Here is a 24,251-nt window from a genome sequence, read left to right on the forward strand (position 1 = left end):
GCTGTAAACTATATCCTATACAGAATAATATAAGAATCGCTATAAATAATGTACATGCCGACTTTTTCCTGAAATTAAACAGAATAATTCCTGAAAAAAAAGTACCGATCAGATACCACAAATGATGGTATCCGAATAGAATATTCAAAACATACCTATCATCTTTCCAGAAAGGAATATAAACAACAGTCCAGATTGCATACAGAAGAAATATCCTTATCAGCCATTTTCTGAGCTTGTCCCTGGTATCAATATAAAAAAAGTAATATCCCGTTATGATTAAAAAGACAGGAACAGCTATGCGGAAAAGTCCATTAACAAGAACATAACTCAACGACGGATAGGAATCTCTCAGCACATGCATATGCAGAAAAACCACAAAAAATGACAATATGATTTTTAGTATATCGATCGATAAACTTCTCATAAGAGAGTATCCCTATTAAATAACCTAACCGTCATTCAGATTAATGATTTAACTAAATGATTTTTTAAAACCAGACATTGTTTATACGATGATCTACTTTTTAATTACGGCAGAATAAACCTTCTTTCCTACTGTAAAGAGAGCAACCGCGATTAATCCTCCTGTAATTCCGAAGGTAAATTCTTTCAGCATGGACGGCCAAGTTGGAAGCAGCTCATGGAGATAATGAATATTATGAGCAAATATTCCACCTGAAACCAGGATCAAAGCAATCGTTCCTACAATTCCCAATAATTTAATAATTACAGGTAAGGCTTTAACCAATAAGTGTCCCAACTTTGAGAAAAATCCTTTGTCTTTACTTTTTCTGATCAGGCTGAATCCGGCATCATCCATTCTTACAATAAGAGCAACTATTCCATAGACTCCCACTGTTGCAATAAATGAAACCACCGTTACCGATATAATCTGTGTTAATAACGGATGATCTTTCTGGAGAACCGTTCCTAAAGCAATGATCACAATCTCTATGGAAAGGATAAAGTCTGTAGTAATAGCAGATTTTATTTTTGACTTTTCAGAATTTACATCATTATCAGGCTTCGCACTTTCTTCGATAACTTCATGCCCCTTTTTCTTACGGTGAAATAAATATTCTATGATTTTCTCCACTCCTTCAAACGCGAGATAAAAACCACCCAAAATGAGTATAATCTCAATAGCAGGCTTATATAGCCAGTTCAATAAAAATGCAATAGGAAGAATAATGAGTTTATTAACGAAGGAACCTTTAGTAATGGCCCACAAAACAGGTAATTCCCTTGAAGAAATGAACCCCGTAGCTTTTTCAGCATTTACCGCTAGATCATCTCCTAAAATTCCGGCTGTTTTTTGAGTTGCTACTTTACTTGTAACCGCTACATCATCCATTAATGCAGCAAGGTCATCTAAAATTGCAAAAAAACCAGATGCCATATATTTTAATCTTTTTTTAATATTTGTTAAGCTACAAAAATAATTATTTAATTCGATTTATAACACTATTACTTACCTCTAAAAATAAATTATTTATTTTACCCCTTCCTAACATTATGAAACTTATTAAGAATTTAATAGTGAGGAGCAGAACTGATAGCCTAACTATTGCTCTATTGAAATAAATTGTTTTCCTTTACTCATTAAATCAATCTATGAAAAAGCTAATTCTGAGGTATCATTTCTTTGTTCTAGGTTGTATTAACTTTGTATTGAATTCCTGTAACACTAAATTTAGGGTCTGGGTAGGAACCGATAATGAACAAAAGATTTACAATCTAAAATACGGAGAGCACAAAAAACAAAAAATGGATATATTCCTTCCATCCGGCTATTCAGAAAATTCTCCTATAATTTTGCTCGTCCATGGAGGAGCCTGGAAGTATGGAAAAAAAGAAAATATGATCCAACTTCAGAAAATGCTTTTTAAAAACAATATTCCAAGTATTAATATCAATTACCGACTGGTTTCGAAATCAAAAAAAATCACATACAGAGAGCAGCTTGATGATATAAGTTCTGCCATTGATAAGTTTAATTCATTAACAGATAAGGCGGAATTACTTCCTGATAATTATATTCTTCTGGGAGAAAGTGCAGGTGGACATTTAGCCCTTTTGTATGGATACAGAAATCCGAATCAGATCAAAAAGATCATTTCTTTAAGCGGACCTACTGATTTTTATTCTCCTCAATTCTTAGAATCATTTTATTCAAAATACACTTCTCCTACCATACAAAAAATGGTAGGGACTAAATTTGACCGTAAAAACTTTTCGGAAGAATTTAAAGAAGCAAGTCCTATAGCCCAGGCTACCAATGTTCCTACACTCCTGTTCCAAGGAAATAAAGACATTCTGGTCAACCTACAGCAAGGGCTTGAATTAGACTCTGTTCTCAGCGCCAAAAACATTCCCCATAAACTGGTTTTCATGAAGAATGCCGGACATACTCCAAGATTCTTCAGTAAAAAGAAGAGGGACAGTATAATCTATCCCAATATTCTGGAATGGATAAAAAAATAACCCGCTAAAAAGCAGGTTAGGATATGTTATTTTAATTTATTTCTTAGTCAAAAGTCTGATCTTCATATTTGGAATGATCTTCTTTTTTTCCAAATAAGAACTTCACAATTACAGGTACTGTTGTAATTAAAACAATAACGATAATAATGATTTCAAGTTTTTTCTTCAAGTCAATACCGAACTGTTCGATAAATAATTTATCTAAATAATGTCCTGCAAAAATCAAAAGGAAAGACCATAGAACAGCTCCAATAATATTATCTCTGAGGAATTCTTTTTTGTCCATTTTCACAATTCCGGCAACGATTGGAGTGAAAGTTCTTACAACTGGTAAAAATCTAGCCATAATAACTGCTAATGCTCCATGTTTTTCAAAGAAATCATGAGCCTGGAAAAGGTATTTCTTTTTGAACAGGAAAGAGTCTTCTCTCTTATATAAAGCTGGTCCTGTTTTCAGGCCAAAATAATATCCTACTTCATTTCCTATGATGGCAGCCAGTGCGACACAGGAAGCAAGGATCGTAGTATCCATAAAATCGCTTCCCGTAGAACCGAATGTTTCTTTGATAATATCTACTGCATAAATTCCGGAAACAAAAAGCAAAGAGTCTCCCGGTAAAAAAAATCCTACAAATAAACCAGTTTCTGCAAAAACAATAAATAAAACAAGCCAAAAACCACCCATTGCTATATAAAACTCAGGGTTCAATAAATCTTTCCAAGTATTAAAATCTTTCATATGTATTGATAAGTCACAAAAATAGGTTTAAAAAGCGGCAAAAGGAAATTAATTATAATTTTTTAACTAAAATCCCAATATGTTTTTAAAGTTCTAAATCATCATCAGAAGCTGCCGTTCCATCCGCCATCAGAAAGGCTTTCAGGAAAGGAGTCAAATTTCCGTTCATTACCGAATCTACGTCAGAAGTCTCAAAACCGGAACGTACATCTTTCACTAATTTGTATGGATGCATAACATAGTTTCTGATCTGGCTTCCCCACTCGATTTTCATTTTATTGGCTTCGATCTCATTTCTGGCTTTCATTCGTTCTTCCAACTCCATTTCATATAATCTTGAACGAAGCAATTGCATTGCTTTTTCTTTATTCTGAAGCTGTGAACGGGATTCGGAGTTTTCAATAATAATTCCGGTGGGCGCATGACGAAGACGCACCGCTGTTTCCACCTTGTTAACATTCTGTCCTCCTGCACCGGATGACCTCATCGTTTCAAAACTGATATCCGCAGGATTAATATTGATCTCAATTGTATCATCTACCAAAGGATAAACATATACGGATACGAAACTGGTATGTCTTTTCGCATTACTGTCGAAAGGTGAAATCCTTACTAACCTGTGTACTCCGTTTTCTCCCTTCAGATAGCCGAAAGCATATTCTCCATCTATTTCCAGCGTTACCGTTTTTACACCCGCTACATCACCTTCCTGAAAGTTAAGCTCACGGATTTTATAGCCCTGCTTTTCCGCCCACATCGTATACATTCTCATCAGCATGGAAGCCCAGTCACAACTTTCTGTTCCTCCTGCTCCTGCCGTAATCTGTAATACCGCCGAAAGCTCATCCCCTTCATTGGAAAGCATATTTTTAAATTCCAGATCTTCTATTTTCTCCACCAGGTGAGGGAAAGCTTCATCCAGTTCTTTTTCAGAATCGGGATCTTCTTTAGCAAATTCCACCAAAACCTGAAGATCTTCAAACTGGGAACTGATTTCTTCATAATCTTCCACCCATTTCTTTTTGGAACGAAGCTGCTTCAAAAATGTTTCCGCTTCTTTAGGGTTATCCCAAAATTCCGGAGCAGCTGTTTTTTCATCATCATTGGCTATTTCGATCTTCTTTTTCTCTATTTGAAGATATTTATGGAGATCTTCTATTCTGGATTGAATTTCTTTTATCTGGTCGTTACTAATCACGATTTTCTATTTTGTGCAAAAATACGGAAAAAGACTTATTAATAGTCGGAAGTAAAAAGTTATGATTTATATGTTAAATAAACTCTTTAAACCCATGTATTCCAACCAAGAACCAAAGTTTGACTAAACATATTTTCCTAAAATACAGCTTTTCCCACTCATCACTCAAGATTACGATTTCTCTTCTCCTTCCCCGTTGTGCTGGAAGCCAATTTCTCTTCTAGGCTCTTCCACCACTTTATAGGCATCAAGTTCAGCTTTTAAAGCCTTTACTCTGTACTGGAATTCATCAAAATTATTAATAATAACATCATTCAGGAAACGGGCAATCTGATCCAGATATTCTTGTGTAAGTTTTCCTGCGGCATCCCTTAGAGCTCCGTTTAATAAATTCTGATCAATTTTGAGATTTTCATTCCTGGTCTTTTGATAAAGATTTTTAATTCTCTTTTTCAGACTCTGAGTAAAATCAATAACCATCGTATTGCTGAAAGTTTTCATCTGTGCGGAAACATTATGCCAGAAAGGAATCTTATCAGCTTTATTTTTCTTCAGAATTTTATAAAGTAAAGAATCTTCTTCGAGATCCTTGGTCATAGAATACAGAATAATTTCGGACCTCTCCGATGCATTCGGAGGAAAAACGGGAACGAGTACATCAAATCTCCCTGGTGCCAGGACTTCTTCATCGATTTCAGACACTGAATTGGCGGAACCTACCATTAAAAGGTCTTCTTTTTCAAATTTACCGATGTAGTGAAGAATAATTTCCTGAGTTTCCAGATTACAGGAAGCAACATCGGTTTCAGCGGTTCTCTGTATCATGATCTGATCAAAATCATCGAGGAAAAGAAGAACTTTATCTTCTTTCATCATAGTAACCAGAAAATCATTAAAATTGGTTTTATTTCCATTCACAAAAGATGTTCCCAGATAATGTTTTTTAACTTCTTTAAACTGATATCCTGTAATCTCTGCAATTTTATTGGCCCAGAAGATTTTACCGCTTCCCGGAGGTCCGTACAGAATAATTCCAGCCGGTTTTTTTATTCCCCAGTCTTTAATCTGCTGAGGGTTAAGAAACGGCTCCAAAACTCCCGATATATAGAAGAATAAATCTCTGTATCCTATAAAATCTCTATGCTGGAGACTTGTTTTATGACCGAAATAGTCATAGACAAATTTATAATTTCCGCCCAGTTTATTATCTATTCCATAGCTGGAAATAGAGGAACGGAAAAAGCCATTATCAAAAATATTAGGATTGGTATCTTTTATAGCCTCTTCTATTTTTTCTTTAGGCTGTTGAATGGTTTCGGCTATTTCTTCGAGTGTCTTATTCTGATCCAGATCTTTTTCATACTGTCTCAAAAAATCTACATTTTCACGGGCAAATTTTTCAAAATCTTCTTTTATATCAAAATTGGTACTGATACATACTCCCAGATCCAGATCAAAATCCTGAATAAACTGTTTGATCGCTTCTGCTGAAACTTTTAATTCTTTCGCGAGTTCTATTAACTTCATAATTACCGATTAATACAACCAAATTTAATATTTTAATCTTAAATACCTGTTGATCTTTGTAACAATTTGTGAAGTAGGGAGACTAGTATGAATGTAAAGCAAGATTGAATGGAAAAAATTTTATCAGTAAAAAATCTGACAAAAAAATTCAAAAGGACTGTTGTGAACAACATTTCTTTCGACGTTGAAAAAGGCAATGTATATGGACTCCTTGGTCCAAACGGAAGTGGTAAATCTACCACATTCGGGATGCTGCTTTCTACCATTAATCCTACCAGCGGAGACTGGTACTGGTTTGGAAAGAAAGGGACAGATCCTGACACATTGAAAAGAATAGGAGCTATTATCGAGCAGCCTAATTTTTATCCTTATCTGAGTGCTGAAACGAATTTAAAAATTGTTGCAGAAATCAAAGGAGCTCCTTGTGAAAGAATAGATGAAGTCCTGAAAACCGTAGGTCTTTTTGAAAGAAGAAAAGATACGTTTAAAACTTTTTCTTTAGGAATGAAGCAGCGTTTAGCTATTGCTTCTTCTATATTGAACAATCCTGCGGTTTTAATTTTAGACGAACCTACCAACGGACTGGACCCTGAAGGAATTATTCAGATCCGAGAGATTATCAGCAGTATTGCCAAACAGGGAATTACGATCATCATAGCAAGCCACCTTCTTGATGAGATTGAAAAAATATGCAGTCATGTTATCGTCCTGAAAGAAGGAAATTCCATTTATTCAGGAAGAGTGGATGAAATGACGAATAACAGTGGTTATTTTGAACTGAAAGCAGACAGTAACACTCTACTTCTGGCTGCTCTGGAAGAACTTCAATGGTTTACTTCCGTAAAAGAGGATGGTGATATCATTAAAGCCCAGATCCGGGATGATGCCTCTATTTCTGCATCAGGACTGAATCAGAAACTTGTTGAAAAAGGAATCTATCTTTCTCATTTAACGAAGAAAAAGCTTTCTCTAGAAACTCAATTCCTTGAACTTGTAAAAAACACAAATAGCCATGCTTAAATTATTAAAAATAGAATATTACAAAAACCTGAACTACAGGCCTTTTAAAATCTTCACACTCCTCTATTTTGCGATCTTAATTGCGCTTCTTTTTATCGGACTGATAGATTTTGATCTTTTTGGAGGGACGATTAACCTGAAAGAAGAAGGTATTTATAATTTTCCGGAAATATGGAATTTCACTACATGGATTGTGGCTCTTTTAAAAATCTTTTTAGGGTTGATTATCGTATTTTCCATTTGTCAGGAATTCAGCAACAGAATGTTTAAGCAGAATACTATTGATGGATTAAGCAGAGAGGAATTTATCGGTTCTAAACTTCTGACCATTACTATTTTCACGGCCATTTCTACATTGATTGTTTTTGCAATTACTCTATTCTTAGGATATAAATACTCTAAAACTACAGAATCCGAAATGGTCTTTAAAGAAATATTCTTTATCGGAAATTACTTTGTAAAGTTATTTACATTCTTCAGTTTTCTGATGTTTCTTTCCATTTTATTAAGGAAATCCATGTTTGTATTCCTTGCCTTTTTTGTGTATTGGATTATCGAAGGTATTTTAACAGCTGTTGAAACATTCCAGAAAGTGAGCGGCATGCAGGGTCCCCAAAGAAATGAAGTTTTACAGAATGATTTCTTCATTACCCATCTTTTGCCTTTGGAAAGTATGTCCAGCCTTATTCCTAATCCGATGATGCGATTGGATATGGCTAAAATGCTGGGACTGAAATATGAATTCCACTACCCAACGGAAAACCTGATTGCGTGTATTGTATGGTCCGCTATCTTTGTGCTGGCATCCTACTGGATTCTGAAAAAAAGAGACTGGTAAAAAATGGTTCTTTTCAGAACCATTTTTTATTTATAATTAATCTTCTGAAATGAAACCTATACATTTGATATTAATAAAACAGGACATTTATTTATCTTAAATGATTCTATTGATCATCATGTGACATTATTGTCCAGTGATAATATTATTTTCTGCGGAACAACAGCAATGACAATATATCAAAATGATTTAAAGGAGTTCCATTTATATGATCAGATTTCTCAATTACCTAAACAGGCTTACCTTATTATTTTCGGATTTTTAATTCTCTTGCTGATTTCCATGCTAAGCATTCAGGAAAGATTTCAAAGCCGAAGAATTTATATACAATAAAAAAGGTCGCTTTTCAGCGACCTTTCTACTTTATTTTTTCTCCAGTAGCGGAAGATATTCTCCATATCCTTTTTTATCCATTTCGTCTTTTGGAATAAATTTCAGAGAAGCACTGTTGATACAGTAACGTAATCCTCCTTTATCCTGTGGACCGTCATTGAAAACGTGTCCTAAGTGCGCATCACCTGTTTTACTTCTTACTTCCACTCTTGTCATACCAAAAGTTTTATCAAGCTTTTCATCGATCAGCTTTTTGGTAATCGGCTTTGAAAAACTTGGCCATCCACACCCTGATTCAAACTTATCTGTAGAAATAAACAGTGGTTCTCCCGTTGTGATGTCTACATAAATCCCTTCACGGAACTCATCCCAATATTCATTCTGGAAAGGTCTCTCCGTACCGTTTTCCTGAGTAACCTGATATTGAATAGGGCTCAGTTTTTCTTTTAAAGCTTTTTGATCCTGTTTCTGATATTTCGGTTTTGGAAGCGGATTGGCATTTTTAGCCATTTCAAAAAGTCCCGGTTCGATATGGCAGTATCCTCCCGGATTTTTATCTAAATATTCCTGATGATAATCCTCTGCCTTATAGAAATTCTTAAGAGCAATGGTTTCTACAACAACAGGCTTAGAATAGTTTTTTGCCAGCTTTTCCACTTCACTTTTTACTACATCTTCATCTTTTTTATCGGTATAATAAATTCCTGTTCTGTACTGATCTCCCCTGTCATTTCCCTGCTTATTGAGACTGGTAGGATCAATTGTCTTAAAATAGAGATCAATCAATAATTTCAAATCTACTTGTTCAGGGTCATATTTTACCTTTACAGTTTCTGCAAAACCTGTAGTATGGCTTACCACCTGTTCATAAGTAGGATTTATAGTTTTTCCGTTGGCATATCCCACTTCCGTTGCCACTACTCCACGGATTTGTTGAAAAAAATGTTCTGTTCCCCAAAAGCAACCTCCTGCAAAATAAATTTCTCTGATGTTTGTGTTGTCCATAATTTTCCGATTTTGATTTTCTGTTACTACTTTGGCCTTTGAATGAAAAAGACCTGACTTTGCAGCGAATACTGCAATACCCAGAACAACTCCGAGCACTATTAATATATTTTTCATACCAAGCTTTTTATACATGACTAATTATTTTTCAGTATCATCTCTCCATTTGTAATGGAAACTAAAGCTTCTGAATCTGATTGAAAAATATCCGATTTATGTTTTTGTAAGATCTTTCCATTCATGATTTCAAGATTTAGAAGTGATACTTTTTATTTTCACAAGTATAGTCGGAGGAACTTCAGAATCCTGACAGAAAATGGTATTAAATATCTAATTTCTTAACTAATTTACCCTTAAATTCCTGAATATCAGAACTATTAATTTCATTTTTACTTTCTTTTATAAAAGTATTCCTAAGTATTTCATCCAATATATTCAGTTTTTTCTCATACGCCCTGCACCATTTACAAATCTGTAAGTGAAGAGAGAGTTTCCAGTCTTCCATAGAGGAAATGGTTTCTGCTTTCCTTTTTTCCATAAGCAGTGTCGCTTCACTACATGGTAAAAATACTAAATGAATAATTTTTCTTAACATTCTCTTATACATTACAATTTTGCAAACCAATTAAAATCCAGACATTCTCTTAGCTGCATTCTGCTCCTTTGAAGAACCTTCCATAGATTAGTCGTGGAAATATTCAATTCCTGACTTACTTCGGGTGCTTTTTTTTCTTCAAGATAGTAAAGTTTCAAAGGAATCTTCCACCTGACAGGCAAATTCTCAATACAATCCTGTAATATCTTATTGAAATCTTCATCATCCAACATCTGGCTTTCTTCTCCGGAAATACTCCAGTCATTCAAAACGTCATCATGCTTCCATGATCCCGATTCATTAAAAAAATGATCGAATCTAATATAAGGTTCGGATTTATATTTTTTACGATAAAAATCAGCGACTTTACGGTTTAAAATTGTAGTCAGCCAAGTGAGGACATTGCTTTTACCTTCAAAGGATTCATAAGATGAATAGGCTGCTATAAAAACCTCCTGTACTACATCTTCTGCTTCTTCCTTATCGGAAAGCAGATACACAGCCCTTCTTAAAAGCGGTCCGGAATAATCTTCCACCCAGTCTTTCAGAACTTCACTTTTCGTCATGTCATGAAATAATATAAATCCTTAACGAAGATAAAGGTTTTTATGAAAATTATACAAAAACTCTATTGGATTTATAAACTGGAAATTATAGAAAAAATGAATCTGAGATTGGTTATTTCTATTGATTTTAAATTATTTTTCAATGCACGATGAAAATTACCATTTAAAAATTTTCAGATAGAAGATTTTACTGACGGAAGTTTAAATTATGAAATGTATATCTGATGTTAGATAGAGAAACGCTCTAAACTATAGAATATGTGATATTAAATCACCTAAAAATAGTAAATTTGCATCTTATCGAAAATAGATATTTAAAAGCAAAGCAAAACTATGACATCACAAGAGATACGTCAAAAATTTTTAGATTATTTTAAAAGTAAAGACCACCTTATTGTTCCTTCAGCTCCTATTGTGCTGAAAGACGATCCTACCTTAATGTTTTCCAATTCAGGAATGACGCAGTTTAAAGACTTCTTTTTAGGATATAAGGAGCCTACTGCCCCGAGAATTGCCGACACACAGAAATGTCTGAGAGTTTCCGGAAAACATAATGACTTGGATGATGTAGGTAGAGATACTTATCACCATACCATGTTTGAAATGCTGGGAAACTGGTCTTTCGGCGATTATTTCAAAAAAGATGCTATTGCTTTTGCCTGGGAACTGCTAACGGAAGTCTTTGGAATTCCGAAAGAGAATCTTTATGTTACTATTTTTGAAGGAGATGCCAACGAAAATCTGGAAAGAGATCAGGACGCTTATAATTTCTGGAAATCTCATATTGCTGAGGACAGAATCATCAATGGAAATAAAAAAGATAATTTTTGGGAAATGGGTGACAGCGGACCTTGTGGACCATGTTCGGAAATTCATATAGACCTGAGGTCTGAAGAAGAAAAGGCAAAGGTTCCGGGAATTCAACTGGTAAATCAGGATCATCCGCAGGTAGTGGAAGTCTGGAACCTGGTATTTATGGAATTCAACAGAAAGGCCGATAAAAGTTTAGAGAAACTTCCTAAACAACATGTGGATACAGGAATGGGCTTTGAACGTTTATGTATGGCATTACAAGGAAAGTCTTCCAATTACGACACTGATGTTTTCACTCCCCTGATCACCAAAGTAGAAGAACTTTCCGATAAAAAATATACAGGAGTTTTAGAAGATGAGAAAGACATCGCAATCCGTGTAGTGGTAGATCATATCAGAGCTGTTTCTTTTGCAATTGCTGACGGACAGCTACCTTCCAACGGAGGAGCCGGATACGTAATCAGAAGGATCCTAAGAAGAGGTATCTCTTATTCTTACCGGTTCTTGGGGATGAAAGAACCATTCCTCTACAAATTGGTTGCTGTTTTACAGGAACAAATGGGTAAATTCTTCCCGGAAATTGAAAAACAGGGAAATTTAGTTTCCGAGGTAATAAAAAGTGAAGAGGATTCATTCTTAAAAACCATTGAAAACGGATTGATCCGTGTTGAAAAATTGATTCAGCAAACCATTACCCACCAGTCTAAAGTATTACCAAGCGAAGAGGTATTCGAATTATATGATACTTATGGGTTCCCTGATGATTTGACAAGGATCATTGCTGAAGAAAAAGGTTTAACCATTGATGAAGAAGGCTTTAAAGCTGAAATGGAGAAACAGAAGCTTCGTTCAAAAGCTGATTCTGCTCAAAAAGTATATGACTGGGTGACTTTGGAAGAAAAACCTGAAACTTTTGTAGGATATGATGTGACAGAAGCTGAAACTTATATTACAAGATACAGAAAAGTAGAAAATAAGGACGGTGTATTTTATCAGGTAGTATTGAGCCAGTCTCCTTTTTATCCTGAAGGAGGTGGACAAATCGGTGATAAAGGGACTCTTGAAAATGCAGCTGAAAGTTTTGAAGTATTGGACACCAAAAAAGAAAACGGTCTGATTATTTCCCTGATCAACGGACTTCCGAAAGATGCAGGTGCTGTTTTCTATGCTAAAGTCAATGACTCTGAAAGAAGAAATACACAAGCGAACCACTCAGTGACTCACCTTCTTCATGAAGCGTTAAGAAATGTTTTAGGAACTCACGTAGAGCAGAAAGGTTCATATGTGGGTCCGGATTATCTTCGTTTCGACTTTTCTCACTTCAACAAAATGACTGAAGAAGAATTAGCTTTAGTGGAAGATCAAGTCAACAAAAAAATAAAAGAAAGTATCGCACTGCAGGAATTCAGAAATATTCCTATCAAGGAAGCTCTAGATAAAGGAGCGATGGCTTTATTCGGTGAGAAATACGGAGACAATGTAAGAATGATCCAGTTTGGTACATCACGGGAACTTTGTGGAGGGACTCACGTAAAAAACACCAGCGAAATAGGACATTTCAAAATTGTATCTGAAAGTTCCGCAGCAGCAGGAATCAGAAGAATTGAAGCTATTTCGGGCGAGCAGTCTGAGCAATATTTTAAAAATTTAGAAAAACAAATTACAGAACTTTCCCACCTTCTTAAATCCAAGGATGTTGTAAGATCCATTGAAAAGCTGATAGAAGAAAATACCTCTTTAAAATCCGAGGTAGAAGGCTTAAAAAGGGAAAAAGCAAAAGGAGAAATAACCGACTGGAAAAATGCTTATGAACAAAAGGGTGATAAGCAGTTACTCGTAAAGAAAACTTCTCTGGATGCTGGTTCTGTTAAAGACATCGTTTTCCAGCTTAAAAAGGAGATTCCTACTTCTGTAACCATCATCCTTTCTGATGCGGATGGAAAACCTATGATCACTGTAGGCGTTTCTGATGATCTTGCAGCAAGTTATCAGGCCGGAGCTCTTGTAAAAGAACTGGCTAAAGAAATCCAAGGCGGCGGCGGGGGAAACCCAGGTTTTGCAACTGCCGGAGGAAAAAATCTTGCCGGATTGGAAAATGCATATCAAAAGGCTTTAAATATATAAATTAAAGCATAGATAGACACTAAAGAGCACAACAGTAATGAAAAATAAGCCTTTAAAGATTGGCCTTATTATCGTACTTATCCTTGCCAGTCTTTCAAGAGTATTGAAAAACTGTAGTGGAAAAGAAGATAGAGCTTCTTACATTAATAATGAACTTGAAGCTCAACAGTCATTGAGGAAAGAGGTTATGGATTTCGAATCTGCCCAACAGCAGAAAGAAGACCTCGAAAGCATAATAGGATACAGAGACTTGTTTTACGCAAGCTATGATAGTATTAATAAGCTGGGAAGAGCTGAGAAGCTGGTATATAGAGTGAAAAAAGTAGAAAAGGACAGTCTATTGCAAGCCTATCAGAATATGGATGTAAAAGTTAAAGCTAATAGTTTCGTTCAGAATAATAATGCAGACTCTTTACGATTTGCCATTAAGTTTCCGGATAATACCAGCGTATTCATCCGTGATTATGAGACTAAAGACCCTATATTGGAGAGCTTCAAAGCGTTAAAAAAGAAGAAGAAAATTCAAAATATAACCTTATTGCTCGATGAACCTGAATCTAAATTTGTAAGTTATAACTACAAAAATAAAGGAATACAGTATAACGGACTGGCGCTTCTTTCAAAAAAAGATAATAAACTGTCTTCCGTGGAATTTGAAAGCGATAAACTATCTACAAATGATCTTCGGCAAAAAGCAAGAATCTTATCTTTTAAATAGAATAACCTCCCGGGTATTTCCGGGAGCTTTTTGTTAGCACTAATCATAACAAATCTTAAAAACTTTTTCAGAATAAGAAATATCATTATTTTTGGTCCACATTAGTGTCATGAAAAGATTTTTATCGGTTATATGTATTCTTATATGCATGTTTGGTTTCTCCCAATCAAAATTAAAAGTGGTAGATGAAACCAATCATTTTCCTATTCCTCATGCACAAGTATTCTGTAACAATAAGCTATTAGGACAAACTGATCTTCAAGGAACCCTTACTTTTACAACCAACTGTAAAAGTATCAGCATACAAGCTGACGGTTATTATAAAGAAACCTTCCTTGTAAAGAATGATATGACAGTTTCACTACCCAGTACATCATCTAAAACAGAGGCTATTGAGACCGTTATCATTGAGGATAAAAGTGATCCGAGAGCTTTGGAAATCCTGAAAAAGGTTAACAAACTTTTCAAAGAAAACTCACCAAAAAGCTTACCTTCCTATTCATTTAAATCTTATGAAAAAGTATCTTTGGATATTGATGAAGACAGTATTTCTCAATTCAACGAGTTTTTTAATGAAACCAATTTTTTCAAGAAAAAAAGAGAAAAGGATTCTTTAAACAATATTACGGCCCGAAAGATATTTTCAAAAAGTAAATTATTTTTGTGGGAAAGAGCCCAGGAGTTTCTATACTCTCAGCAGTACGGTGAAAAAGTGAATATTCTGGATAACAGGATTTCAGGACTTAAGCAGCCGATTTATGAAATGATCGCCCTACAGCAAAGTAACAGGGATCAGCTTCCTAATCAGCTCAAAATGGAGAACAGAGGATTATACAGGTTCTTCCTTACCGATACCATTGAAGTAGATGGAAGAAAGACATTCGTAATCCGCTTCCGTGAAGTTAATTATAAAAAGCCTGATAAAAAAAGGAAATACAATGGTGCTATTTATATTGACACCGCTACTTACGGTATCAAGAAAATCGAAAATTTCAGTAAAAATAAAAATGATGGTATCATCACCAGTACATGGATCTTTTATAATAACAAATGGTTTCTTGCTCATGAAAAAGTAAAAATCAGAATGTCCAAAATGTCAATGGAGGAAGGTAAAAATAAAGATGATGATTCTGACACTGATAAAAAAAAGAAACAAAGTTTCGGTACTTACGCATTCTTAACTTCCAGATATTTTGATTTTAAATCCCCTATTGAAGAAAATCGGGAAGATTTTAAAGGCTATACCTTTACTATTAAAAATATGGAGGGAAAGACTCTCGAGCGGTACAGAACCGACCCCCTCACGGAAAGAGAAAGTAATACCTACAAAACGATTGACAGCCTGGGAAAAATTTATAATATTGATAATAAAGCCAGGCTGTTTACCGGATTACTTAACGGACAGATAAGAACGGGAATTCTTGACTTTGCTCTGGATGAAATTGTTAATTATAATTTATATGAAGGCTTTCGTCTGGGGCTGAAGGTCCGGCTCAATGAAACATTTAACCCTTATTTTTCTCCCGACTATTATTTTGCCTATGGTCTTAAAGATCAGAAATGGAAATACGGAATAGGATTAAATATAAAAACATCATTGGATAAAGATTCATTTTTCAGAATAGAATACTATAATGATGTTACTTCTTCGGGAGAGTTTAACAGGAAGTTATGGAGCTTTAAGATGAGGACGATGAACGTAGGTAATAATATTAATAATGACAAATATTACCATTACAGAGGTGCTTCCCTGTCTTATCTCAATGACATTACCAACGGGCTTACTTTAGTATTTGCAGCCCGTAGAAATTTTGAAGAAGCTATGTTTGACTATCAGTTCAGAAACAGAGGGTCTTCTTTTAATAACTTCAATACATTATTCACTTTAAAGTTTTCTCCAAACTCTACCAATATTATGACACCGCAAGGAAAATCCCTTATTGATCAGAAGTATCCTGAGGTGTATTTAAATTATGAACAAAGCTATAGAATATTGGGTGGTGATTTTAATTACAGTCGATTTGATGCTCTTTTTATTCACAACTTCAAAACTCCATTAGGAACCACCGGAGTAAGGTTATATGGAGGGTTTGTTCTGGGAGATGCTCCTATCTGGAAAAACTTCACCATGAATGGGCTGGCCTCTCCAAACAAGAATTTTAATTTCAACCTTACTTCATACCTTGGGTTTGCAACTTTGGAGGGAGGAAAGTATTTTAATGACCGTTTCCTTGCTTATTATTTTACTCACAAATTACCATGGTATTTCAAAAGCTTCGGACAGAATGTTTCCAGCTTCGATTTTGTTTTCAGAGGAACGATTGGAGATATGAAACACCCTGAATACCATCAGTTTCAGTTTAAAGAATTGGATCGCATGTATCAGGAAGTTGGTTTGGAATGGAATAATTTTCTTTCCTCTTATTTTAATCTCGGGTTCTTTTACAGGGTCGGATATTATGCTACACCCCACTTTAAAAATAATTTTGCCATACAGTTTAAACTTAAATTCCTTGAATTTTAAATTATATATATGAAAAAAATAGAAATAAAAGCCGACGAGTTTTTTGATATTCTAAAACTAAGGGACGTTTCCATGTGGAAAATTTTTGCTCAAATGATAGATGGAGAAGAAAAGGAGATCATTTTTATTGATCATGAAGGAAAGATTCTTTTTAATTATATCCTTCCTGATAATTCTGAAAAGCTGGAGGAAGACAGGAAAGAGTTTTCTGCAATGTACGCTGAAAAGCTATCAGGACTTAATTAAATCCAACGAATTTAAAGAAAACCTTAAAAGATTTCTTACTACGTTAGAGGCCTTGAATATAAAAATGCATATCGATTTTGAGTAAAACCGACATGCATTTTTTAACTTCAAAAAACAATGTTTTCTAAAGTTTTTCATCATTTGTGTTTTTAGATCCTTTAAGAACTATCCTGAATAGCCTGTAATACATCAAATCAACAGATTCATCAGAGACGGATCATTATTAAGATAATTGACAAAGAAATCATATTTCTTCATCTTATATAAAAGCGGATCAAAATCTTCATTCTTTTTAAGGGCTATTCCTACGACGGCTATTCCCTTTTCTTTTGAATTTTTTTGAGTGTATTCAAAATAAGTGATATCATCATCAGGGCCAAGCACATCTATTACAAAAGTTTTTAAAGCTCCCGGGCGCTGGGGAAATTTTACCAGAAAATAATGCTTCAGCCCTGCATATAAAAGCGCTTTTTCTTTAATCTCTTCCATACGGGTGATATCATTATTGCTTCCGCTGATGACACATACTACATTTTTACCTTTGATTTCATCTTTGTACTTTTCCAGCGCTGATACAGAAAGCGCTCCTGCAGGTTCTACAACAATGGCATCTTTATTATACAATGACAATATCGTTCCACATACCATCCCCTCTTCTATTGTAGCGACATCATACAATATATCTTTACAGATTTCAAAAGTAAGATCACCCACCTTTTGTACAGCTGCTCCATCTACAAAACGGCTGATCTTTTCCACAAGAACCGGCTCTCCTTTTTCCATTGCCTTTTGTAAACTGGCTGCCGTGGAAGGCTCCACTCCTATAACTTTAGTATCGGGGGATAACCTGTTAAAAACAGAACAAACTCCAGCAGCTAAGCCTCCGCCCCCTACAGGTACAAAAAGATAATCTATAGGTTCATCAGACTGGGCTAAGATTTCCAATCCCACAGTTGCCTGTCCTTCAATAATTGCGGGGTCATCAAATGGATGTATAAATACTCCTTCATGATCACTGCAAAACTTTAATGCTGCATCTTTAGCTTCATCAAAAGTATCTCCATATAAAACCACTTCCACATATTCTCCACCAAACATTTTTACCTGTTCCAGCTTTTGTCCCGGAGTCGGCAAAGGCATAAAGATCGTTCCTTTCACTTTCATTGTATTACAAGCGAATGCTACTCCCTGGGCATGATTTCCTGCACTTGCACAAACTACCCCTCTGGAAAGTGTTTCTTTCGACAAGGTTGCCATTTTGTTATAAGCTCCTCGTATTTTATAAGATCTTACCCTTTGTAAATCCTCTCTCTTAAACTGGATGTTGGCTTCATAAACAGCTGAAAGATTATTATTGACGGAAAGCGGTGTTTGGACACTTACGTCTTTTAGTCTTACAGCTGCTTTATAGATATTCTCTAAAACCACTGAATCAGTTTTTTCTTTCATCATTGGTTTTATATTTAATTGTTTTCCGGTCTGAGGCTTCGCACTGTTTTGCCTGCCTGCCACATTTCACTTTCCCGTAATTCAGCTAACTCTGCTTCTAACTTTTCTCTGTAATCAGGCTTACTATTGCTGTCTATGGATAACTGAGCTTCATTGCCTGAAGCCACACTATCATATAACTCTTCAAATAAAGGAGAAGTTGCATCTCTGAAGCGTTTCCACCAGTCTAATGCTCCTCTTTGAGCTGTTGTACTGCAATTAGCATACATCCAGTCCATACCGTTTTCTGCTACCAAAGGCATTAATGATTGCGTAAGCTCTTCTACAGTTTCATTGAAAGCTTCAGACGGGCTGTGCCCTTTTTTCCTTAACACATCATACTGTGCAGCAAATATTCCCTGGATTGCTCCCATTAAAGTTCCTCTCTCTCCTGCGAGATCACTGTATACTTCTTTTTTAAAATTCGTTTCAAATAAATATCCGCTTCCTATTGCTATTCCTAACGCTACTACTCTGTCTCGTGCTTTTCCCGTGGCATCCTGAAAAACTGCAAAACTGCTGTTTAATCCTCTGTTCTGTAAAAACATTCTCCTTAAAGAGGTTCCTGAACCTTTAGGTGCCACCAGGAAAACATCTACATCAGCCGGCGGAACTATTCCTGTACGTTCGTTAAATGTTATTCCGAAACCATGAGAAAAATAAAGTGCTTTTCCCGGCGTAAGATATTCTTTCACTTTAGGCCAGTACTCGATCTGGGCAGCATCGCTCAATAAATAACAGATAATAGTTCCTCTTTTTAAAGCTTCTTCTATTTCAAACAAGGTTTCACCCGGTACAAATCCGTCTGCTACTGCTTTATCCCATGATTTTGAGTTTTTCCTCTGTCCTACAATTACATTTATACCATTATCTTTTTGATTAAGTGCCTGCCCCGGCCCCTGTACACCATACCCGATAACTGCTACTACTTCATCTTTTAATACTTCCTGCGCTTTTTTTAATGGAAATTCTTCTCTTGTTACTACATTTTCTGCTACTCCCCCGAAATTTAATTGTGCCATTTTATTTTTATTTTATTTGATTACTATGAGTTAAATTTTAATAATTTGCTGCATTCCCCACTATGGTCATACAATGTGTTTTCTGATAATGTACTTCTAAAACATCTACTTGCTTTTCAATCTGACCCGCCAGCTTGCGGATCGCTTCTTCTGTTTCTTTAATTACAATGGTAAACTTCTTTACACTTGATATTTCTGAAGGTTCCACATGTAAACTTTTGATGTCGATTCTCCGTCTGGAGAACATCGTACTGATACGATTTATCACTCCTAAATAATCTTCCGTATAGGTGATGATTGTGTATTCTTTTTTATCTGATTCTGATTTCATCTTTTATGTTTTATATTTTATCATTATTTAATACTATTTCTGCTACACTTTTACCTTGAGGTACCATAGGGAATACATTATGTTCTTTCTCCACCATAACTTCCAACAGGTAAGCTCCTTTATGGGTTAACATTTCATGAACAGCATCTTTAAGGTTTTCTCTTTCACTTACTTTCTTACCTGGAATTCCATATCCTTTTGCTACCTGTACAAAATCAGGACTTTGTATATCCACAAAAGAATACCGTTCTTCATGAAACATTTCCTGCCACTGCCTTACCATTCCAAGGAAAGAATTATTAAGAATCAGAATTTTTACATCTGGTTTGTACTGCATCAGTGTTCCCAGCTCCTGAATATTCATCTGGGCTCCACCGTCTCCCATTATAGCCACAACAGGCCGATCTGACTGAACATAAGCTGCACCGATAGCTGCTGGAAGACAAAATCCCATTGTTCCCAATCCTCCACTGGTAATATTACTTTTAGAATGATTAAGCTGGGCATATCTGCAGGCAACCATCTGATGCTGGCCTACATCCGTCACCATAACAACTTCACCTTTAGTTAATTCATTAAGACACCGGATTACTTCTGCCATTGTAACTGCACCTTCAGAAGGATTAAGTTCAGGATAGATTAAACTGGTATGTTCTATTTCAAAGCAATCATGAAATCTTTGGTACCAGTTGTCATGTTTTCTGGAATTCAGCCTTGCAGTAAGTAGCGGCAGGGTTTCTTTACAATTTCCCAGCACCGGAACATCAGCTTTTACATTTTTATTGATCTCTGCTTTATCTATATCAAAATGGATCACTTTAGCCTGGGTTGCATATTGATCTAATCTTCCCGTTACACGATCATCAAAACGCATTCCCACAGCAATCAGCACATCACATTCATTGGTAAGAAGATTAGGTCCATAATTTCCGTGCATTCCTACCATTCCCACTGCCTGCGGATGATCCGTGGGTATAGCGCTCATTCCCATGATGGTCCATGCAACAGGAACTCCTGATTTTTCAATGAATTCTAAAAATTCTTTTTCTGCTTTTCCTAATAACACTCCTTGGCCTACAATTACAAAAGGGCGTTCTGACTGATTAATTAAATTTGCTGCCCTGTCGATGTTATTAATCTGAGGAAGAGGATTAGGATGATAGCTTCTCAAAGATGTACAAGGTTCATATCCTTTATATAAGGCTTTCTGTATTTGTGCATTTTTAGTAACATCAATTACTACCGGCCCCGGTCTCCCTGACCTTGCAATATAAAATGCTTTTGTCAGTACTTGTGCAAGGTCTTCTGCATCGGTAACCTGATAATTCCATTTGGTCACAGGGGTGGTAATATTCATTACGTCGATTTCCTGAAATGCATCGGTACCTAAAAGATGATCATATACCTGGCCTGTAATACAAACAAGAGGTGTACTATCCAACATCGCATCTGCCAAACCTGTCACTAAATTAGTAGCGCCCGGGCCACTTGTTGCCAAAGCCACCCCAACCTCTCCGGATGCTCTTGCATACCCCTGAGCTGCATGAACTGCTCCCTGCTCATGACGTACGAGTATATGTTCCAGACTTTCTTTATAGTCATACAATGCATCATAAATAGGGATAATTGCTCCTCCCGGATATCCGAATACCGTTTTTACTCCTTCATGCAAAAAAGTTTCTAATATGATACGGCTTCCACTCAACTCTGTCTCTGCAGATCTGCGATTTTTGTCTCTTGTAAGATTTGGATTCTCCATTTTGTTTGTTTTAAAATTCATCGGTAACACAACCTTCAGCTGCTGAAGAAACCGTCAAGGCATATTTATACAATAATCCCTTCTTAACTTTCAGTTCTGGCTTTACCCATTTTTGTTTTCTTTTCTGAATTTCTTCTTCAGAAACTTTTAATTCTATCCTATTATTTACGGCATCTATTTCAATAAGATCATCATCTTTCACAAATGCTATTAGGCCTCCTTCATATGCTTCAGGAGTAATATGTCCTACCACAAATCCGTGAGTTCCTCCACTGAACCTGCCATCTGTAATCAGTGCAACACTATTCCCAAAACCTGATCCTATCAAGGCACTGGTCGGCTTCAGCATTTCGGGCATTCCCGGAGCTCCTTTAGGGCCTTCATTACGGATGACAATTACATCTCCGTGTTGTACTTTTCCTTCTTCAATTCCTTTGATAAGATTTTTTTCTCCGTCAAATACTCTTGCTTTTCCTGTAAACCTTTCCCCTTCTTTTCCGGTTATTTTGGCTACACTTCCTTTTTCAGCCAAATTTCCATAGAGTATTCTTAAATGCCCTGTAGCTTTGACGGGCTCTGAAAGAGGCTTTATTATCTTCTGTATAGAAAAGTCTAATTCAGGAACATTTTCCAGATTTTCCGCTAAAGTTTTTCCTGTAACCGTTAAACAATCTCCATGTAACAAACCTTCTTTTAAAAGATATTTCATTACTGCCGGGGTTCCTCCATGTTCAAACAAATCCTGCATAAGATATTTTCCACTGGGTTTTAAATCTGCCAAAACAGGAGTTACATCGCTCATCTTCTGAAAATCATCCTGTGTTAAAGAAACTCCTACACTTTTTGCCATCGCGATGAAATGTAAAACCGCATTGGTACTTCCCCCAAGAACCACGATAAGTCTCAGAGCATTTTCAAAAGATTTTCGTGTCATGATATCTGAGGGCTTAATATCTTTTTCCAAAAGCACTTTTAAATATTTCCCCGCTTCCAGACATTCTTCTTTCTTTTCTTTACTTAAAGCAGGATTAGAAGATGAATAGGGAAGGCTCATTCCTAAAGCTTCTATCGCGGAAGCCATCGTATTAGCAGTATACATACCACCACAGGCTCCTGCTCCCGGACAGGAATTTTTAATCACCCCATTAAAATCTTCCTCCGATATATTACCGGCAATTTTTTTTCCCAATGCTTCAAAAGCAGAAACAATGTTAAGTGTTTCACCTTTATAACACCCCGGTGCAATAGTTCCTCCGTATACCATTATGGAAGGACGATCCAATCTTCCCATCGCAATGATGGTTCCCGGCATATTTTTATCACATCCCGGCAAAGCAATAAGACCGTCATAATACTGGGCCCCGCATATCGCTTCAATACTATCTGCAATTACATCCCGACTTACCAGTGAATAGCGCATACCGTCTGTTCCGTTACTCATTCCATCGCTTACACCTATGGTATTAAAAACCAATCCTGCCAGCCCATGTTCCCACGTCCCCTTTTTAACTACCTGTGCCAAATCATTTAAATGCATATTACAGGTATTGCCATCATAGCCCATACTTGCTATCCCAACTTGAGCCTTACTCATATCTTCGTCGGAAAATCCTATCCCATACAGCATGGCTTTTGCAGCAGGCTGTTCACTATTTTGTGTGAATGTTTTTGAATATTTATTTAACATATTATCTTGCATTTACTGTGCTTATCATTCCTTTACATTTCATTTTTCCAGAATTCATAAAATCATGTTTTTATTCAATTCTTGTCCAAAACTACAGTTTGTATTATTTTTTTTATTTTCAACTTTCTTAAAAACTACAATATTCAATCGTTTATAAAACAGAAACATCTATCTAATAATCAACTACTTAAATTCAAAACATTTACAATGACAGAACTCTTACCAGTTTCGAATAAGCCTGCTGTACCTTCCCGCTTACCGTTTCCTCCCAAGCTTTGGTAAAAGGAACGTCATCCAGAGAATCCAGAGCGACAATTTCTGCCGCAGTACCACAAAAAAAAGCAGCATCTGCACCTCGCATTTCTTCAGGTTTAAAAAAAGTTTCCTTAACGGGTATACTCAATTCACTACATATCTCAAAAACAGTCTGACGTGTGATTCCCGGAAGAATACTTCCTTTTTTTGGAGTAAATAATGTTCCGTCTTTTTCATAGAAAACATTCGCTCCTGAACTTTCCGCTACATTACCATTGGCATCCAATACCAAGGCTTCGTCATACCCTTTATCTTTGGCTTCCTGACAGGCAAGGATAGAGTTCACATAATGCCCCCCCACTTTTGCCTCTACTAAAAATGCCTGCGGATTTGGTCTTTGAAAACTAGATGTCATAATACGCATCTTATTAGCCAGATAACCGTTACTCCATTCCCAGGCTAATAAAACCAAAGATGATTCCAGTCCTTTGGACAAAGACATATTAGGGGAACAAATCACCAAGGGACGGATATAGGCATCACTAAGGTTATTCCTTTCAAGCAGCTCATAGGTAAGATCTGTAAGCTCCTGGGTAGTGTAAGAAAAAGGAATATACATTAGTTCCGCTGACCTTCTGAGCCTGTCATAATGCTCTTGGGCCTTAAAAATTTTTGTTCCTTTTTCTGTACGATAGGACTTTATTCCCTCAAAAACAGAATATCCGTAGTGAAGAGATTGCCCATAAAGATCAGTATTAGCATCTTTTGCTTTTACAAATCTTCCATTAAAATACACTTGTGTTTCGTCGTTATAATACATTTTTATATATTTTTTTAAAAAATTGGGGAAATAAAAAAGCCCTCTCAGTAAGTGAGAGGGCCAGTATACTATTCATTTAGCAATAATGAATGCCTTCCTTCTCACAACCGCAAGGGAATAATAATAATGACAATAATGACTGCTACTAATGATTGA

General features: G+C 35.9%; 21 protein-coding genes. 7 read left to right on the forward strand and 14 right to left on the reverse strand.

Features of this window, described 5'->3' with window-relative positions; all coding sequences use genetic code 11:
- Nucleotides 1-427 (reverse strand): acyltransferase family protein (locus tag Q0A18_RS09955; RefSeq protein ID WP_363315977.1); only part of this gene is annotated, 427 nt, incomplete at its 3' end.
- Nucleotides 428-520: 93 nt separating this feature from the next.
- Nucleotides 521-1,402 (reverse strand): DUF808 domain-containing protein, encoded by an 882-nt coding sequence (locus Q0A18_RS09960; RefSeq protein ID WP_292009995.1) that lies wholly within the window; start codon nucleotides 1,400-1,402, stop codon nucleotides 521-523.
- 215 nt (nucleotides 1,403-1,617) lie between these two features.
- Between Q0A18_RS09960 and Q0A18_RS09965 the strand changes: the two genes are divergently transcribed.
- On the forward strand, nucleotides 1,618-2,487 hold the full coding sequence (locus Q0A18_RS09965; RefSeq protein WP_292009996.1) for an alpha/beta hydrolase: 870 nt from the start codon (nucleotides 1,618-1,620) through the stop codon (nucleotides 2,485-2,487).
- 43 nt (nucleotides 2,488-2,530) lie between these two features.
- Here Q0A18_RS09965 and Q0A18_RS09970 read toward each other — a convergent pair whose 3' ends face one another.
- The 3 genes from Q0A18_RS09970 to Q0A18_RS09980 form a co-directional block, all read right to left on the reverse strand.
- Entirely contained in the window at nucleotides 2,531-3,226 is a 696-nt protein-coding gene (locus Q0A18_RS09970; RefSeq protein ID WP_292009997.1) for a VTT domain-containing protein, read from the reverse strand.
- 85 nt (nucleotides 3,227-3,311) lie between these two features.
- Entirely contained in the window at nucleotides 3,312-4,424 is a 1,113-nt protein-coding gene (gene prfB / locus Q0A18_RS09975) for a peptide chain release factor 2 (RefSeq protein ID WP_292009998.1), read from the reverse strand.
- A gap of 171 nt (nucleotides 4,425-4,595) precedes the next feature.
- A complete protein-coding gene (locus Q0A18_RS09980; protein WP_292009999.1) occupies nucleotides 4,596-5,951 on the reverse strand; it encodes an ATP-binding protein in 1,356 nt (451 codons plus the stop codon).
- 108 nt (nucleotides 5,952-6,059) lie between these two features.
- Here Q0A18_RS09980 and Q0A18_RS09985 point away from each other — a divergent pair, with 108 nt between their 5' ends.
- Together Q0A18_RS09985 and Q0A18_RS09990 are read left to right on the forward strand one after the other, a co-directional pair.
- Nucleotides 6,060-6,971 carry an ATP-binding cassette domain-containing protein gene (locus tag Q0A18_RS09985; RefSeq protein WP_292010000.1) on the forward strand — a complete coding sequence of 304 codons (912 nt, stop codon included), beginning with the start codon at nucleotides 6,060-6,062 and terminating at the stop codon, nucleotides 6,969-6,971.
- Nucleotides 6,964-7,809 carry an ABC transporter permease subunit gene (locus Q0A18_RS09990; protein ID WP_292010001.1) on the forward strand — a complete coding sequence of 282 codons (846 nt, stop codon included), beginning with the start codon at nucleotides 6,964-6,966 and terminating at the stop codon, nucleotides 7,807-7,809. The genes Q0A18_RS09985 and Q0A18_RS09990 overlap by 8 nt, the downstream gene beginning before the upstream one ends.
- 363 nt (nucleotides 7,810-8,172) lie before the next feature.
- On the opposite strand, the gene msrB is transcribed toward Q0A18_RS09990, so the two are convergent.
- The 3 genes from msrB to Q0A18_RS10005 form a co-directional block, all read right to left on the reverse strand.
- On the reverse strand, nucleotides 8,173-9,147 hold the full coding sequence (msrB, locus tag Q0A18_RS09995; protein ID WP_292010014.1) for a peptide-methionine (R)-S-oxide reductase MsrB: 975 nt from the start codon (nucleotides 9,145-9,147) through the stop codon (nucleotides 8,173-8,175).
- Nucleotides 9,148-9,469: 322 nt separating this feature from the next.
- The gene (locus Q0A18_RS10000; protein ID WP_292010002.1) at nucleotides 9,470-9,742 is read right to left on the reverse strand and encodes a hypothetical protein; all 273 of its coding nucleotides are present in this window, start codon (nucleotides 9,740-9,742) and stop codon (nucleotides 9,470-9,472) included.
- Between the two features lie 11 nt (nucleotides 9,743-9,753).
- Nucleotides 9,754-10,308 (reverse strand): sigma-70 family RNA polymerase sigma factor, encoded by a 555-nt coding sequence (locus Q0A18_RS10005; RefSeq protein WP_292010003.1) that lies wholly within the window; start codon nucleotides 10,306-10,308, stop codon nucleotides 9,754-9,756.
- A gap of 333 nt (nucleotides 10,309-10,641) precedes the next feature.
- On the opposite strand from Q0A18_RS10005, the gene alaS reads away from it, so the two are divergent.
- From alaS to Q0A18_RS10025, 4 genes are all read left to right on the forward strand, one after another.
- Entirely contained in the window at nucleotides 10,642-13,245 is a 2,604-nt protein-coding gene (alaS, locus tag Q0A18_RS10010) for an alanine--tRNA ligase (RefSeq protein ID WP_292010004.1), read from the forward strand.
- A gap of 37 nt (nucleotides 13,246-13,282) precedes the next feature.
- Nucleotides 13,283-13,963: a hypothetical protein gene (locus tag Q0A18_RS10015; RefSeq protein WP_292010005.1), complete on the forward strand. Its 681-nt coding sequence runs from the start codon at nucleotides 13,283-13,285 to the stop codon at nucleotides 13,961-13,963.
- Between the two features lie 109 nt (nucleotides 13,964-14,072).
- Nucleotides 14,073-16,487: a hypothetical protein gene (locus Q0A18_RS10020; RefSeq protein ID WP_292010006.1), complete on the forward strand. Its 2,415-nt coding sequence runs from the start codon at nucleotides 14,073-14,075 to the stop codon at nucleotides 16,485-16,487.
- Nucleotides 16,488-16,496: 9 nt separating this feature from the next.
- Nucleotides 16,497-16,733 (forward strand): hypothetical protein, encoded by a 237-nt coding sequence (locus tag Q0A18_RS10025; protein ID WP_292010007.1) that lies wholly within the window; start codon nucleotides 16,497-16,499, stop codon nucleotides 16,731-16,733.
- Nucleotides 16,734-16,922: 189 nt separating this feature from the next.
- Here the strand turns inward: Q0A18_RS10025 and ilvA are convergent, their stop codons facing one another.
- The 6 genes from ilvA to Q0A18_RS10055 form a co-directional block, all read right to left on the reverse strand.
- Nucleotides 16,923-18,185 (reverse strand): threonine ammonia-lyase, encoded by a 1,263-nt coding sequence (gene ilvA, locus Q0A18_RS10030; RefSeq protein ID WP_292010008.1) that lies wholly within the window; start codon nucleotides 18,183-18,185, stop codon nucleotides 16,923-16,925.
- 11 nt (nucleotides 18,186-18,196) lie between these two features.
- Nucleotides 18,197-19,243, reverse strand: coding sequence for a ketol-acid reductoisomerase (gene ilvC, locus Q0A18_RS10035; protein WP_292010009.1), 1,047 nt, complete (start codon nucleotides 19,241-19,243; stop codon nucleotides 18,197-18,199).
- Between the two features lie 37 nt (nucleotides 19,244-19,280).
- Nucleotides 19,281-19,574: an acetolactate synthase small subunit gene (locus Q0A18_RS10040; RefSeq protein WP_292010010.1), complete on the reverse strand. Its 294-nt coding sequence runs from the start codon at nucleotides 19,572-19,574 to the stop codon at nucleotides 19,281-19,283.
- Between the two features lie 10 nt (nucleotides 19,575-19,584).
- The gene (ilvB, locus tag Q0A18_RS10045) at nucleotides 19,585-21,333 is read right to left on the reverse strand and encodes a biosynthetic-type acetolactate synthase large subunit (RefSeq protein ID WP_292010011.1); all 1,749 of its coding nucleotides are present in this window, start codon (nucleotides 21,331-21,333) and stop codon (nucleotides 19,585-19,587) included.
- A gap of 10 nt (nucleotides 21,334-21,343) precedes the next feature.
- Nucleotides 21,344-23,020, reverse strand: coding sequence for a dihydroxy-acid dehydratase (gene ilvD / locus Q0A18_RS10050; protein ID WP_292010012.1), 1,677 nt, complete (start codon nucleotides 23,018-23,020; stop codon nucleotides 21,344-21,346).
- 202 nt (nucleotides 23,021-23,222) lie between these two features.
- Complete coding sequence (locus tag Q0A18_RS10055) at nucleotides 23,223-24,095, reverse strand: branched-chain amino acid transaminase (protein ID WP_292010013.1); 873 nt, start codon at nucleotides 24,093-24,095, stop codon at nucleotides 23,223-23,225.
- Nucleotides 24,096-24,251: the final 156 nt, after the last annotated feature.

The organism is Chryseobacterium sp. (genome assembly GCF_022712095.1).
Classification (GTDB): Bacteria; Bacteroidota; Bacteroidia; order Flavobacteriales; family Weeksellaceae; genus Chryseobacterium.

Excerpts from the sequence above, each read along its gene's own strand:
- Q0A18_RS10000 (WP_292010002.1), bottom strand. The coding sequence starts at position 9,742 with ATGTTAAGAAAAATTATTCATTTAGTATTTTTACCATGTAGTGAAGCG.
- Q0A18_RS10025 (WP_292010007.1), top strand. The coding sequence starts at position 16,497 with ATGAAAAAAATAGAAATAAAAGCCGACGAGTTTTTTGATATTCTAAAA.
- Q0A18_RS09960 (WP_292009995.1), bottom strand. The coding sequence starts at position 1,402 with ATGGCATCTGGTTTTTTTGCAATTTTAGATGACCTTGCTGCATTAATG.
- msrB (WP_292010014.1), bottom strand. The coding sequence starts at position 9,147 with ATGGACAACACAAACATCAGAGAAATTTATTTTGCAGGAGGTTGCTTT.
- Q0A18_RS10055 (WP_292010013.1), bottom strand. The coding sequence starts at position 24,095 with ATGTATTATAACGACGAAACACAAGTGTATTTTAATGGAAGATTTGTA.
- Q0A18_RS10005 (WP_292010003.1), bottom strand. The coding sequence starts at position 10,308 with ATGACGAAAAGTGAAGTTCTGAAAGACTGGGTGGAAGATTATTCCGGA.
- Q0A18_RS09990 (WP_292010001.1), top strand. The coding sequence starts at position 6,964 with ATGCTTAAATTATTAAAAATAGAATATTACAAAAACCTGAACTACAGG.
- ilvC (WP_292010009.1), bottom strand. The coding sequence starts at position 19,243 with ATGGCACAATTAAATTTCGGGGGAGTAGCAGAAAATGTAGTAACAAGA.
- Q0A18_RS09985 (WP_292010000.1), top strand. The coding sequence starts at position 6,060 with ATGGAAAAAATTTTATCAGTAAAAAATCTGACAAAAAAATTCAAAAGG.
- Q0A18_RS09965 (WP_292009996.1), top strand. The coding sequence starts at position 1,618 with ATGAAAAAGCTAATTCTGAGGTATCATTTCTTTGTTCTAGGTTGTATT.
- ilvA (WP_292010008.1), bottom strand. The coding sequence starts at position 18,185 with ATGATGAAAGAAAAAACTGATTCAGTGGTTTTAGAGAATATCTATAAA.
- ilvD (WP_292010012.1), bottom strand. The coding sequence starts at position 23,020 with ATGTTAAATAAATATTCAAAAACATTCACACAAAATAGTGAACAGCCT.
- Q0A18_RS10015 (WP_292010005.1), top strand. The coding sequence starts at position 13,283 with ATGAAAAATAAGCCTTTAAAGATTGGCCTTATTATCGTACTTATCCTT.
- Q0A18_RS09970 (WP_292009997.1), bottom strand. The coding sequence starts at position 3,226 with ATGAAAGATTTTAATACTTGGAAAGATTTATTGAACCCTGAGTTTTAT.
- Q0A18_RS10020 (WP_292010006.1), top strand. The coding sequence starts at position 14,073 with ATGAAAAGATTTTTATCGGTTATATGTATTCTTATATGCATGTTTGGT.
- alaS (WP_292010004.1), top strand. The coding sequence starts at position 10,642 with ATGACATCACAAGAGATACGTCAAAAATTTTTAGATTATTTTAAAAGT.
- ilvB (WP_292010011.1), bottom strand. The coding sequence starts at position 21,333 with ATGGAGAATCCAAATCTTACAAGAGACAAAAATCGCAGATCTGCAGAG.
- Q0A18_RS09980 (WP_292009999.1), bottom strand. The coding sequence starts at position 5,951 with ATGAAGTTAATAGAACTCGCGAAAGAATTAAAAGTTTCAGCAGAAGCG.
- Q0A18_RS10040 (WP_292010010.1), bottom strand. The coding sequence starts at position 19,574 with ATGAAATCAGAATCAGATAAAAAAGAATACACAATCATCACCTATACG.